The organism is Desulfatibacillum alkenivorans DSM 16219 (assembly GCF_900142135.1).
GTDB lineage: Bacteria > Desulfobacterota > Desulfobacteria > Desulfobacterales > Desulfatibacillaceae > Desulfatibacillum > Desulfatibacillum alkenivorans.
This window is the reverse complement of the sequence record NZ_FQZU01000056.1, coordinates 1-13,867: the sequence shown is the minus strand read 5'-3', so window position 1 is coordinate 13,867 and position 13,867 is coordinate 1. Positions and strand designations below refer to the sequence as shown.

The 13,867-nt window shown below is 56.9% G+C and carries 11 protein-coding genes; 9 read left to right on the top strand and 2 right to left on the bottom strand.

All coding sequences use genetic code 11. The features are described from left to right. Window positions 1-203 precede the first annotated feature (203 nt). Window positions 204-2,963: a sigma 54-interacting transcriptional regulator gene (locus tag BUE18_RS25165; RefSeq protein WP_073478906.1), complete on the bottom strand. Its 2,760-nt coding sequence runs from the start codon at window positions 2,961-2,963 to the stop codon at window positions 204-206. 547 nt (window positions 2,964-3,510) lie between these two features. Between BUE18_RS25165 and BUE18_RS25160 the strand changes: the two genes are divergently transcribed. From BUE18_RS25160 to BUE18_RS25120, 9 genes are all read left to right on the top strand, one after another. Next, entirely contained in the window at window positions 3,511-5,040 is a 1,530-nt protein-coding gene (locus BUE18_RS25160) for a long-chain-fatty-acid--CoA ligase (protein ID WP_073478905.1), read from the top strand. Window positions 5,041-5,089: 49 nt separating this feature from the next. Beyond that, entirely contained in the window at window positions 5,090-6,313 is a 1,224-nt protein-coding gene (locus BUE18_RS25155; protein ID WP_073478904.1) for a thiolase family protein, read from the top strand. Between the two features lie 22 nt (window positions 6,314-6,335). Next, the gene (locus BUE18_RS25150; RefSeq protein ID WP_073478903.1) at window positions 6,336-6,797 is read left to right on the top strand and encodes a Zn-ribbon domain-containing OB-fold protein; all 462 of its coding nucleotides are present in this window, start codon (window positions 6,336-6,338) and stop codon (window positions 6,795-6,797) included. A 21-nt stretch (window positions 6,798-6,818) separates the two neighbouring features. Beyond that, window positions 6,819-7,964, top strand: coding sequence for a thiolase family protein (locus tag BUE18_RS25145; RefSeq protein WP_073478902.1), 1,146 nt, complete (start codon window positions 6,819-6,821; stop codon window positions 7,962-7,964). 10 nt (window positions 7,965-7,974) lie between these two features. Beyond that, window positions 7,975-9,135 carry a thiolase C-terminal domain-containing protein gene (locus BUE18_RS25140; RefSeq protein WP_073478901.1) on the top strand — a complete coding sequence of 387 codons (1,161 nt, stop codon included), beginning with the start codon at window positions 7,975-7,977 and terminating at the stop codon, window positions 9,133-9,135. A gap of 22 nt (window positions 9,136-9,157) precedes the next feature. Beyond that, window positions 9,158-9,637, top strand: a complete 480-nt coding sequence (locus BUE18_RS25135) for a Zn-ribbon domain-containing OB-fold protein (RefSeq protein WP_073478900.1) — start codon at window positions 9,158-9,160, stop codon at window positions 9,635-9,637. A gap of 133 nt (window positions 9,638-9,770) precedes the next feature. Next, on the top strand, window positions 9,771-10,514 hold the full coding sequence (locus BUE18_RS25130) for a SpoIIE family protein phosphatase (RefSeq protein WP_170868465.1): 744 nt from the start codon (window positions 9,771-9,773) through the stop codon (window positions 10,512-10,514). Window positions 10,515-10,544: 30 nt separating this feature from the next. After that, complete coding sequence (locus BUE18_RS25125) at window positions 10,545-11,948, top strand: phytoene desaturase family protein (protein WP_073478898.1); 1,404 nt, start codon at window positions 10,545-10,547, stop codon at window positions 11,946-11,948. Between the two features lie 185 nt (window positions 11,949-12,133). Then, window positions 12,134-13,297, top strand: a complete 1,164-nt coding sequence (locus BUE18_RS25120) for a TetR/AcrR family transcriptional regulator (protein WP_073478897.1) — start codon at window positions 12,134-12,136, stop codon at window positions 13,295-13,297. Between the two features lie 258 nt (window positions 13,298-13,555). On the opposite strand, the gene BUE18_RS28140 is transcribed toward BUE18_RS25120, so the two are convergent. Continuing rightward, a partial coding sequence (locus BUE18_RS28140) for a hypothetical protein (RefSeq protein ID WP_073478896.1) occupies window positions 13,556-13,867 on the bottom strand: 312 nt, incomplete at its 5' end.

Here is a 13,867-nt window from a genome sequence, read left to right as displayed (position 1 = left end):
TTACGCAGGGACTGTGAAAAATGAACCGATTTGAACGCATGGTTAAAAATTTTTTACAAACCCCAGGGCGGGGGGAATGCGATAGATCCGGCGGGCGTTAAAGATTTGGGAAGGATCGTTCCCAAAAACAGGGAGGAACCATACAAAACAGACTGATAAATTTAGACATATTAACTTTGGGCAAAATAATTCCCAAAATAGGCTTAATCAATCCCAAGATCCTTCATCTTCTTAAACAAAGTCCGCCGGCTGATCCCCAATAAATCCGCGGTCCGGCCCTTGCGCCACTTCTCCCGCTCCAAAGCCTGGCTGATAAACTGCCTTTCAAACCCGGCCGCAGCCTTGAACAGGTTCCAGGCCTCCTCTCCCTGGAGGGCGATTTCCGCGGGAGGCGGAGCAGCCCGCCCTCCCTGCTCCTTGTTATAGGACAGGCCGGACAGATCCAGCTTTTTCAGGGTCACGTAGCGCTGGAGAACGTTCTGCAACTCCCGCACGTTGCCGGGCCAATGGTGGTTTAACAGCGCCTCCATGACATGCCCGGGCAGGGGGGCGGCCAGGCTGTCTCCGCCGAACTCCCGCAAAAAGTGATCGATCAAAAGCAGGATGTCCTCCTTGCGCCGGCGCAAAGGCGGCAGATGGATGGGGATGATATGAATCCGGTAGTAAAAATCCTCCCGGATCAGGCCTTTTTTTACAGAGGCGGCCAGGTCCCGGTTGGTGGCGGCGATGATGCGGATGTCCGTATCTTTTTCCTCGCCTCCGCCCACGGGCGTAAAGCCCCGGCCTTCGATCACACGCAGCAGCTTCACTTGCAGGTTCAGGTCTATCTCGCCGATCTCGTCCAGGAACAGGGTTCCGCCCCGGGCCTGCTCCAGATATCCGGCTTTGTCCGCATAGGCGCCGGTGAAAGCGCCTTTCTTATACCCGAAAAACTCGCTTTCCATGATCTGCCCGGGAATGGCGCCGCAGTTGACGGCCGCGAAACGCCCCTTGCTCCGGGCGCTCATGGCGTGGATGGCCCGGGCGGCCAGCTCCTTGCCGGTGCCGGACTCCCCGTAAATGATCACGTTGGCGTCGGACTCCGAGGCTTTTAAAATCAGCTCGTACACATTCTGCATGGGCAGGCTCTTGCCCACGATATCGCCGAACTTATAGCGCTCCCGCATGGAGGACTTGAGGCGCAGGTTTTCCTGGCGCAGGGTCTTTTCCGTTTCCTGCAGGGCCTGCTCCCGGCGCTTGCGCTCGGTGACGTCCATTAAAATGGACTGTTGAAAGACTCCCCCGGAGGCCTGGCGCGCAGGGGAATTGAGGGAGTAATACCAGCGCTGGTCTTTTCCGAACTGCATTTCCGAACGCACGGTCTCGCCTTTGATAACCCGCCCCATGGCGCACCAGGGGCAGGGCGTCGCCCGGTTGTGGATGGCCTGGTGGCAGGTTTCCCCGGACGCGTCCCGGCCGATCCATTCCGCCATGCGGTCGTTGAGATAATGCAGGGTGTAATCCGGGGAGGCGATGTAGATGAAGCCCTCAAAGGCGCTCACAATGGCGGTCAACTGGGCTTCCTTTTCCTGGAGCGCCTTTTCCGCACTCCGCTGGTCCGTCACGTCCCGGGATATGCCGATGATGCCCGACGGCGCCCCTTGCTCGTCCTGGATAAAACTCACCTGGGTTTCACAAAGGCGGATGGAGCCGTTTTTATGGATGATTTCAAAATCGATGGAAAAGGGCCGGAAAAAATCCTCCGGGTTCTCCATGCGCTCGTTGCGCACCTCCAAAAGCCGCTCCACCGAATCCTGGGTCAAAAGGGCCGGGTTGTAATGCAGAAACAGCTCCTCGGGGGTGTAGCCCAGAATCCGCTCGCTGGAAGGACTGATATAGGTGGGCGTCAGGTTCATGTCCGTGGTCCAGATAATTTCCCCGGTGTTCTCCACATGGGTCTGGTATTTCTGATACAACTCCAGCATGGCCGCCCGGGCCTCTTCCAGGTCCCTGGCCCTGGGCGCAGCCTCCCAATGGCTGAGGTGCTCCCTGGCCTCCTCGTCCCGGCCGAAGCCCGGCTGACTGAACCTGAAATCCTCGGGCTTGTCCCTCTTTCCCAAAACAAAGGGCTGGATCCCGCCCTTTTCCTGTAACTGTGACAGGCAAACCCTCAAATCGTGCATGAGGCCGTACCCGCTCTGGTAACGGTCTCCGGGCTTTTTCTCCAACAACTTCATAACGATCCGGCAAAGCGCCTCGGGCACGGAAGCGTTCACACCGCCCAAATCAACCGGCGCCTCATACCCATGGGCCAGCACCATCCTCACGGGGTCGTCGTATTGAAAGGGCGGGGCGCCGCCCAAAATTTCGTAAAACAGGGCGCCCAGGCTGTAATAATCGGACCGGTAATCAATCCACCGGTTCATGCGGCCCCCGAACTGCTCGGGCGCTGCGTAGGGCATGCGGAGATCCAGGATGTCCCGGGAAAAAATCCGGAAATCCTCCCGGCTAAGCAAACAGGAGAATGGATACTCGCAGATAACGACCCTGCCGGTCCGCGCCTCCGCCATGACCGCGGCGGGGCGCAATTCCTTGTGGATGAGCCCGGCGCCATGCATGTCGCTCACCCCCTGCACCAGGTCCAGGGCTTTTTCCAGAAAGACGGTCACATTAAAAGGAAGGCTTTTAAAATAATCCAGAAGGGGCGTTCCCTCCAGGCCCTCGAACGCGAATAAAAAACCGTCCCCGTCCGGCCCGGGAAGGCGCTTGAACTCCAAAAGCGGAACCGCATGCTCCGAACGCATGCCGCTGATGCGCTCGTACTCATCATGAATATGGGCCGCCTCGGAAGGGGAGAGCTTGCCCGGAGGAATATGCTTGATGACCGCCGGCTTGCCGTCGGCCGTGCGCACCCCGTGATACAGAGTGAAAACAGGCCCTTCGCCTGCTTTTTCCAATCCGTCGAAACCTTCAAGAGAAACCATAATAAGCCCCTTGCAGTGACAAGGCCGATAGGAGCCTGGCAGAGTCCGGGTTTTAAACATCGGGAATTTGGTTGGCGGGCGCCTTTGGGGTCCCCCTCCACAAGGCGCCTTGTCGATGGCATGTATTCAAACCATGAGCGCGCCCCCGGGTCAAGGCATAGTGTGGTTTTTTTAAGGAATTTTCCCGCTCCGGAGGGACGGGGAGAGAGCGCCTTAAGGCCCCGGGAGGAGTTCCGGTCTGCACAGGGCCATTCTCGAACGATATTCACGAATCAACGAACGGCCTCATTCGGTTTTCCCAAGAAAGGCGCCTCCAGTGGAAATTATTTTATCCATGGAAAATATTGATATGAATCGATATTTTTAAAAATTGCGACATAAACAATTCGGAAGTCCAACAAAAACTGCTTGACAGGGATGTGAATACTATTCAATATTGATTCGACCTTGAACGATAATACCTGCGCTTCCGTTTTTGTTTCCCAGTATCAACCTGCCAGTAAAGGCTTTACAAGCAATTCTGAATTTTCAGGACCGGAGGAAACCAATGAAAAACAATGTAGGGCGCCTTTTAACCAAAAGAGCGGACATGCTGCCGGATAAGGAAGCTTTCGTGGACGTGCAACGCGACATAAGACTCTCTTATAAGGACTATAACGCCAACGCAAACCGCTTCTGCGACGTTCTGTTGAAAAACGGCGTCAAAAAGGGGGATCGCGTCGGCATCCTCATGATGAACAGCCATCAATTCATGGAGATGTTCTTCGCCATCGCCAAAATAGGGGCGATTTGCGTGCCGCTCAACTGGAGACTGGTGCCCGACGAACTGACCTTTATCTTAAAGGACAGCGGAACCAAGCTCCTGGTGTTCGGAGACGAATTCAAGGACGGCGTGGCCGTGATCAGGGACAACGCCGGCACGGACGTGGAGACGTGGCTGCATTCCGGGGCCGCGGAAGACGCTCCGGCCTTCGCCTCCAACCTGGAAAGCCTGAAGGCCTCCGCCGGCGAGGCCGAGCCCGAGCTGGGCGCCTTTGAGGACGACCCGGTGTTCATCATGTACACCTCGGGCACCACCGGCCTGCCCAAAGGGGCGGTGCACACCCATAATACCGTTATCTGGGCGGTCATCAACATGGACTCCACCTGGGAGCTGCGGCAGGGCGACCGCTTTTTCGTGCCCCTGCCTCTTTTTCACGTAGGCGCGCTCATGCCGTCGGTCATGGCGGTTTTCACCGGCCTCACCATCATCGCGCTCAAGGCCTTCGACCCATCCCTGGCATGGAAAACCATAGAGGCGGAAAAAGTAACCAACTCCCTTATGGTGCCGACCGTCATGGGCGCCATGCTCATGGTCCCGGAAAAAGACACGTGCGACGTCTCGTCCTTCCGCTGGTCCTCCATCGCCGGCGCGCCCGTGCCTATCTCCCTTTTGGAAGCCTGCAAAAAAATCGGGGTCAACCTGGAGCAGTTGTTCGGCCTCACCGAAGCAGCCGGGCCCGGATGCTTTCTCGTGGAAGCGGCGGTGGAAAAAAAGCCCGGCTCTGCCGGTAAAGGCTGCCTGTTCATCGAGGCCAGGGTGGTGGACGCCAATGACAAGCCGGTCCCCCCCAATACCCCCGGCGAGCTCATCCTAAAAGGAAAGAACATGATGGTCGGATATTGGAACCGGCCGGAAGACACGGAAAAGACATTGAAAAACGGCTGGCTGCACACCGGCGACGTAGCCACCATGGACGATGAAGGCTTTGTTTACATCGTAGACCGGATCAAGGACATGATCATCTCCGGCGGAGAAAACATCTATCCCGCGGAAATTGAAAAAGTCCTGGCCGCCATGCCCGGCGTGGCCCAGGCGGCCGTGATCGGCAAGCCCGACGAAAAATGGGGCGAAGTTCCCATGGCCGTCATCGTGCCCAGCGACAAAGAACTGACCGAAGAATCGGTATTGCAATTCTGCGACGGCAAAATCGCCAGATACAAATTGCCCAAAGCAGTAACCTTTGTGGAAGCCCTGCCCATGACCCCCACCGGCAAAGTCCAGAAAAGGGTCCTGGAAAGGCAGTTATTGCAGTGATTCAGCCTGGGCGGCGGAGGGGCCGCCCATTTTTGTTGGAGGACGCAACATGAACCAGGATGATGTGGTGATCGTCAGCGCCGTAAGAACGCCTTTCGGCAAGTTTGACGGATTATTGAAAAACACGGACAGCATCGAGTTGGGGGCCCTTGCGCTCAAGGAGGTCGTGGACCGGATTGGGCTGGACCCCAAGGAAGTGGACGAAATTTATTACGGAACCTGCATTCCGGCCGAGTACGCCATATACACCAACGTGCCCGCCCGGCAAATCAGCCTGTTGGCCGGGTTTCCGGAAAGCTCCATTTCCCTGACCATTGATAGGGCGTGCTGCTCATCTATGACCGCTTTACGCATGGGGCTCCGTGCCATCAAGGCCGGAGAGGCGGAAGTGATTATCGCTAGCGGAGCGGAAAACATGGGCAACACGCCCTTGATAGCCAGAGCGGAAAAAGCCCGCTGGGGCGCCCGTCTCGGCCCCATTGAGCTGGAAGACGTGCTGTTCGAACTGGGATACGGCCGCAAAGGCTTCGCCCCCGTGGCGGCGGACGCCGGCGAGGTGGCCCTGGAATACGGCGTCTCGCGCGAGCTCCAGGACCAGTGGGCCACCCAAAGCCACGCCCGGTGGTTCCAGGCCTACGAGGAGGGCAAGTTCAAAACGGGCGAAGAATTGATGAGCGTCACGGTTCCCCAGAGAAGAGGCGACCCCATTGTCATGGACAAGGACGAATCTCCCAGGAACAACATCGATCAGGCCAAGATGGCCAAGCTCAAACCCGTTTACGGCAGCCCCACCGTCACGGCGGGCAACGCTCCGGGGCTGAACTCGGGCGCATCGGCCATGGTCATCATGCGGCGCAAGAAAGCCGAATCCCTGGGCTTGAAGCCCCTGGCCAAAATCGAGGCCTGCCAGTCCGCCGCAGGGTCGCCCAAATACATGGCCTGCGTTCCCGCCCAGGCCATCCAGGCCATGCTGGAAAAGACGGGCCGGGCCGTGGACGACCTGGACCTGATTGAAATCAACGAGGCCTTCGCCGCAGTCACCCTGGTCAGCCTGAAAATGCTGGCCCGGGACAACATGGATAAATTCGCCGAGCTGCAAGCCAAAACCAACGTCAACGGCGGCGCCATTGCCATCGGCCATCCCGTGGGCGCCAGCGGCGCAAGAATAACCATGACGCTCATGTACGAGTTGATGCGCAGGGGCGGAGGCGTGGGCGCAGCCGCCATTTGCGGCGGACTCTCCCAGGGGGAAGCCTTGATGTTATCGGTATAGAAACCATTGGAGGATAATCAGCATGGAAAAATGGCTGGAGCATGTAGAGCCTCTGACTTTTAAAGGGCAAATCGCCGTGCCTTACACATGGTGGGCGGGCGAGACCGGAAGCCTCTTTCTCATGGGGCTTCGCGACAAGGAAACCATTATGGGATGCCGCTGCAACAGCTGCGGCACAGTCTATGTTCCTCCCCGCAGGACATGCGCGCAATGCTTCACGGACACGGGGGAATGGGTCCAACTGGGCAACAAGGGAACCGTACAATCCTATACCATCGTCCGGTTTTCGCACCCTCTGCAGCCTGTGGAGGCCCCGTTCGCATACGCCATGATTCAACTGGACGGAGCGGATGTGAGCCTGGTGCATTTGATCAAAAAGGATTTGGATAAACTGGAAAAAGGAGTCCGGGTGCGCGCCTGCTTCAAGGAGAAATCCGAAAGAAAGGGGCATATCCTGGACATTGACGGTTTTGAGATCATCTGATTCCGGTTCGCGGAGGATACAATGGACAACATAGCCATCGTTGGCGTTGCACAGACGAAATACGCCGAAAGAAAAAAAGATAAAACATGTGCGGACCTGGTCTTTGACGTAACCCGGGCAGCCATGGAAGACGCGGGCCTGGCCCTGGAGGACGTGGATAATGTCGTGACCGTCTCCAACGACTTTATTGACGGCCGGACCATTTCCTCCATGGCCGTGGGCGACGCCGCCGGGGCGCACGACAAAAACATCTCCACCGTGGAGGGCGACGGCGCCTTCGGCGCCCTTTACGGCGCCATGAGAACCCTGGGCGGATTCGGAACCACCCTGGTGGTGGCCCACGCCAAAGGCAGCGAAGGGGACGTTAAATTCATCACCAACGGAATGTTCGAACCCATCTACCAGCGCCTGCTGGGCCTGGAATCCATCAGCTCAAGCGCGCTTCAGGCGCGCATGTACATGGACCGCTACGGGCTGACCGAGGAGGACTTCGCCAGGGTTTCCGTCAAGAATCACGCAAACGGAAAAAACAATCCCTACGCCCATCTTCAACTGGACGTGACCGTGGACGACGTCATGAACTCGGAGAAGCTGGCGGATCCGCTTAAAAAGCTGGATTGCAGCCCGGTCAGCGACGGCGCCGCCGCCATAATCATTGCCAATGAGTCCCATATAAGCAAAGCCAAAACCAAACCCGTCTGGGTGCGTGGAATGGCCCATTGTTCGGACGCCTATCTCCTTGGCGACCGTGACCTGGCCGTTCCCCAATCCTTGGCCGCGGCCTCGAAAAAGGCTTACACCATGGCCGGAATCAACGACCCCATGAAATCCATCGATCTGGTGGAGCTGTACGACGCGTTCAGTTACATGGAGCCCATGTGGCTCGAAGGCATGGGATTCTGCGAGGCGGGAAAGGGAGCAACGCTCCTGGATCAGGGCGTCACCGCCATGTCCGGCGCCCTGCCCGTCAACCCCTCGGGCGGCGTTTTATCCTCTCACGCCATGCTGGTCGCAGGATTGGCCCGCATCATCGAGTCCGTGCTTCAACTGAGAGGCGAAGCCGGACAGCGTCAGGTGGAAAACGCCAAAACAGCTTTGGCCCACGGAATCAACGGTGCATGCGGCCAGGCCCATTGCGTGTGGATTCTCGGCAACCAAAAAAAATAAGAGGTTAACCATGGCCCAAAAAGTTGCAATCGTCGGAACCGGCCAGACCGATCATAAAAGTCACAGGCCGGACGTAACAGGACAGGAAATGATCCGCGAGGCCGTTGATAGAGCCCTGGAGGACTGCGGCATCACCATCAGGGACATCGACGCCATTGTCATTGGCAATATGGACCATTTCGAATCAATCAATTATGTGGACAACTGGAGCATCGAAGGCTCCGGGGGGTTCATGAAGCCCATCATGAAGGTCACCACGGGCGGAACCACGGGCGCCTCCGTTGCCATCGCAGCATACTACCACGTGGCCTCGGGCATGTTCGACCGGGTGCTCGCCATCGGATGGGAGAAAAACTCCGAAAGCGACACCACGGGCGCCATCATCACGTGCAGCGACCCCATTTGGGACCGCTTTTCCTATTCCGGCGCCATTCCCAGCCTGGCCACCGAAGCCACGGCTTATATGAAGCAGTACGGCGCCACCCAGGAAGACGCGGCCCGCGTGGCCGTGAGGGACCGCAACAACGCGCTGAACAACCCTCACGCCCACCTGCAGCGGCCCATCACCCTGGAGGACGTCATGTCCTCCCCCATGCTGGCCCATCCCATCAAACTTCTGGACGTCTGCCCCAGGACCGACGGCGCCTGCGCCGTGGTGTTCGCAGCAGACGGAGAAGCCCAAAGGCTGGCCAAAAAACCCGCCTGGATCCATGCATCCGCCGTACGGCACACCTATAGCTGGTTCGGCGATTCCACGGACTATGACGCCGGGCTGGTCTCCCTGGCGCGCGCTTCCCAGGAAGCCTACAAAAAAGCGGGCATAACCGATCCGTCCAGGGAGCTGGACGTGGCCGAGCTCTATCTGCCGTACACCTACGCCGGCATCAAATGGATTGAAGACCTTAAATTCTGCGGCCGCGGCGAAGGCGCCAAGTTCGTCCGGGAAGGAAACACGAACATGGACGGAATGATCCCGGTCAACCCCTCGGGCGGCGTGATCAGCACCAACTGCATCGGCGCCACGGCCCTGCTCCGGGTGGCCGAAGCCTCCATCCAGGTAATGGGAAAAGGCGGAAAACGCCAGCTCCCCAAGGTCAATAAGGCCCTGGCCACAGGCTTCGGCGGATGCTTCTGGTCAGACGTGATGATTTTAGGCGCCGAACGCTCTTGAGGATTGCAAGGAGGAATCTTTCATGACAACTGAAAGAGATTACGACAAACTGCTCACCGTGGCATTAGATAAGGCCATGCCCTATGACTGGTCCATCGGCCTGCATGGCAGCATGTTTTTCCAGGAAATCCGGGAAAATCAGCGGTTCGTGGGAATTCGCTGTCCCCAATGCAAAAAGGTCTACGTGCCGCCCAGGCGGGTCTGCGGACCCTGCTACACGGAAATGGACGAACTCGTGCCCCTGTCCGACACCGGAACCTTGCGGGCTTTTTCCGTGGTGAACTACCCGTTCATCGATCCCAACACCGGCGGACAGCGCCCCGTTCCCTACACCTACGGATATATTCAGATGGACGGGGCGGATAACATCTTTTCCCACATCATTAACGAAACCGACGTCAGCAAGATAGAAGTGGGCATGAGGCTCAAAGCCGTGTTTAAGCCCAAGGAGAAAATGCAGGGACATATTACCGATATCATTCACTTTGATATCATCAGCTAAAGGCGAAGCAGGGGAGGCGGCTATTTTCATCAACCTCGCCAGGCGGACATTCCTGCGGCCCGGATCAGCCGGAGCAGGCGTCCGAGCAGGATTCAGGCCCGGCGCAGGCCCCACGGGAAACGGGGACTGCGCATTGCTTGACTTCAAAACCTGCTTTTTCGCCCTATCGGACAGCTCGGATAGAAATCCCGCGGCCTCCAGGAAACTGCTGCTGCGTTTAAACGCCTTGTTTCGTAAAAACTGCTCCAGGCTTGACGTCGATGATTCGGGCCTGGAGCCTTTTAAAAATGAGGCTGCAAAACAGGCCTCCCAGGCGATTTCCGCCGTCCCGCGCACCGCAAGCTGCACGCTAACGGCGTTGAAGTTTGTACGAACCGGGGAGGATTGGAAGGCCTTGCTCATGCACATGGGGGACAGCGCTTTGTACGCCTACAACCGCCAAAGCGGAAACCTGACCATGCTGTCCCAAAGGAATTTCTGGCTGGCCGGCAAAACCAACGCCCTGTATCAGGCCGAATGGCTGGAGGCCGAACCCGGCGCCTTATGGATCATGACCACCGACGGCGTTCCGGACAGCGCCATGAACGCCTGCTTCGGCCAACGGATTAACGGCGCGGCGCCGCCTCCGGTCCCGGAGGTGCAGGATGTCCCGGAAGCTTTGCTGACAATAATCGCCCAGGAAAAAACACTGCAGGACGACGCGGCGATAATCGCCCTGGATCCCGGCCGTATGAAGCCGGCTGACGCCTGCATTATTATGGGGGGCACCACAGGCATGCAGGAAAAGGACTACATCAAACGGCGCCAGTCTCTTGAATACAGAGACCGAAACGCGCCCGTGGATTTTAAAACGCCTTATGCGTGCCCCATAATTTGACGCTTTTACCTTTTCAGGAGGCAGCGAATCATGAGCAATAAATACGATACCATAATCGTCGGCGCAGGCATCGCCGGGCTTGGCGCGGCCGCCATTCTTGCCAGGGAAGCCAATCAAAAAGTATTGGTGGTGGACCGGTTCCCCGATTTCGGGGGCAGGCTCATGTGCTATGAAAATAAGCCCGCCGAAGGCTGGACCGTGGATATAGGCCTGCATTTCATCGAACTGGGAGACAAATCCGCCGCTCATGTGTTGAATCAGCGCGTGGGCAAAGAGGTTAAGTGGGCGCCTTTCAGCGAAACTGTGGAGTTCTGGAACGGCGAGCATTTTGTCAGCCTGGCCGACATTGTCCCCATGAACAAGGAGGACAAATCCGCCTTTCAAGCCATGATGATGGACATCGCCGGCATGACCGACCAGGACATCGAAGCCTGGGACAACCGGTCCTTGGAGGAATGGCTCCACGAAAACGTCCCCCAGCAGGCCCTGCGGGAGCTGTTTACGGATATCGGCATGATCATGACCACCATTCCCGAAGCCATTGACATGGCAGCCGGGGAGGTCCTGTTCATCGCCCGGCAAAATCTGCTGAAAGCCCGCCAGCTCCTGGCGGCCAGCTATCCCGAAGACGGCATGAGAGGCCTCACCCGGGGGCTGGTGGACGTCATCAAGGAATGCGGCGGCGAGCTGCGCCTGGGCTGCGAAGTGCAGGAAATCATCATTCAAGACGGCCTGGCCAAAGGCATCCGGACGCCTGTCTCGGAACATCTTTATGAAGCCGAATACCAGATTCCCGTGACCGAGGACATCCTGGCGGATCGCGTGATCTGCGCCCTGCCTATCTACAAGCTGGACAAAATCCTTGATTTCAATCCGGCGACGTCCCCACTCCCAAGCTGGTGGATCAAACGGATCCAGGACATTCAGCACGAAATCACCGGGCTCATCGGTTATATGATCGGGCTGAAAGAACCTGTTATCGATCCTGATAAGCTCAGTTTTTTCACCGCCCTGAAGACCACCCACGCCGGCATGCCCTTCCAGGCTTTTCCGTCCTCCAATTTTTCCTCCGGCATAGCGCCCGAGGGAAAACAGGTGCTGCATACCGACATTGTGGTCGAGCACCCGGAGGCCTCGGACAAATTCGAAAGGGAGCGGCTCCTGAACCTCATGTGGAAGGATCTTCAGGAAATGTTTCCCGGCATTGACAAAAAAACCGAGTGGAAAATTCCCTATTACGTGGACGGCTGCGACGGCTTGGCCCGAAAGCCCGGGCTGGTTGGGAATTTCAAGCCCGCGCTCAAGGCCCCGGGAGTCCCCAACCTGTTCTTTGCAGGGGACACCTATGTCGGCAGAGGGCTGGCGGCCAACGGCGCTTCCACCAGCGCCATGCTATGCGCCGACCTGATCCTGAAGGAGTTGGAATCCTCTTAAAACAACCATGGCCCGGACGCCTTTTTGTGCGGCGTCCGGGCTTAAACACTACTAATCCGAAAAAATCGCTTAACTTTTCTCTCATAATCATGGCTTAGAGCCATCGAAGGCCTTGAAACCAATTCAATTTAGAGGTATTGCTGTACGCCAGTTCAAATTTGATTAAAGGCATGGTAGAGTCTGGAATGAGCGATAATAAATACGGAATACTAAAAGCAGCCGAAGAACTGATCGCGGAATCGGGCATCGCCGGGGCCACCATCGCCAAGGTCGCCAATAAGGCGGGCGTGGCGGATTCCCTGGTGTATCAGTATTTTAAAGGCAAGGAAGATCTCCTCTTTTCCGTGGCTACGGAAAGAATGAACGAATCCTTGTGCCAGTTGGACGAGCAGTTGGAGGGGATCAGAGACCCGGAATCCCGGCTTCGTAAGTTCATCTGGTACAGCCTCAAATACAACGACACCCATCCGGGCTACGTCAGAACCCTGTTGTTCGAATGCCGCTCAAACAAGGCCTTCTACTCCACGCCCGGCTACCAGGTCATGAGAAAGCACGCCGCCGTCCTCATGGACATTCTGAAAAGCGGCATCCAGGAAGGCGTCTTCCGCAAAGACATCAACCTGTACTTGCTTAGGGAATGCGTTTACGGCCTGGTGGATTTCGAGGCGGTCAGCAAGCTGGCCGTGGGCGAACTGGACGAAAGCATCAAGGACTTCGACGACATCATGACCCTCATTCTGGCCATGATTTCCGTCAAACAGAGCGACGTCAACAACGACAAGGAGCCCCGCATACTCAAGGCCGCCCTGGAGGTGTTTTCCCAAAAGGGCTTCGGCAAAGCCAGAATCACCGAAATCGCCCAGTTGGCGGAGGTGGCGGAAGGCACCATATACGATTATTTCAAGAACAAGGAAGACCTCCTCCTTTCCATCCCGGAAAAGCGCCTTCAGGCCCACGTGGACGCGTTGTCCGAGGCTTTTATCATCAAACCGCCCCTGTCCAAGCTCCGCAGGTTCATCAAATTCCATTTTTGGCTCTACCTGCCGGACCGAGACTTTCTGCAAGTCTTTCTCCTGGACGTCCAACTGAACAAAAGGTTCTACGGCTCCAAGGCCTTTGACCTATTTATGACCTACATCAAAACCCTGGAAGACATCATCAAGGAAGGCCAGGAACAGGGCGACTTTCGAACCGACATCAACCCCCACGTGTTCAGAAACATGTTTTTGGGCGCCTTCAGCCACATGGCGCTCCGCTGGGTTATCATGGACAAGGATAACCGGTTTGATAAAATGAAGGAAATCGAGCAGTTGACGAACCTCTTCTGCCAAGCGGTGGTCGCGGCCTGATAGGCGGCGTTTTTTATTCCCCATAATCACATTCCAACGCAAATCCAAAACGACGCTGTGTCCCCGTTTTCGGGATAGCGTCATGGCGATGACGGAGAGCTGCGGCCGTAGCAGCCGCCCTGCATTGTTGGGTCTCGCAGCGGCGATGCAATTTTTTTGACAGGTTTTAGCAAGACGCATTTTTCTCGATTCAATATTCTGTTTCAACGCTCTACCCAACCTACGTTTTTCCCATAAAAATGATGCCCAGGTAAAAAGTTAAAAATCGGGTTGCAGCCTGAAATGGGGCGATGAACAGCGGATATCAATCCGAATCCGTTTTCCACCCGGATTCAAGCCCATCTTCTCCCACAGGCGCACAATTTGTTCTTTGAAATGAAAAAGCAGGCGCAAAACAGGGAGATTCAGGCCCCCTGACCTGGGGCCGCCCCCATTTTTCGCCCTCCGGTAACGCGTCGCCCGGAAAATGTTCATCCCCAAAACCTTCAGGACCACGCAGAATCGCACGGCTTCCAGCCCCCGCACCCGCAAGTGCTTGGCCCCTGTCTTGCGATCCAGTTCGGAAAACAT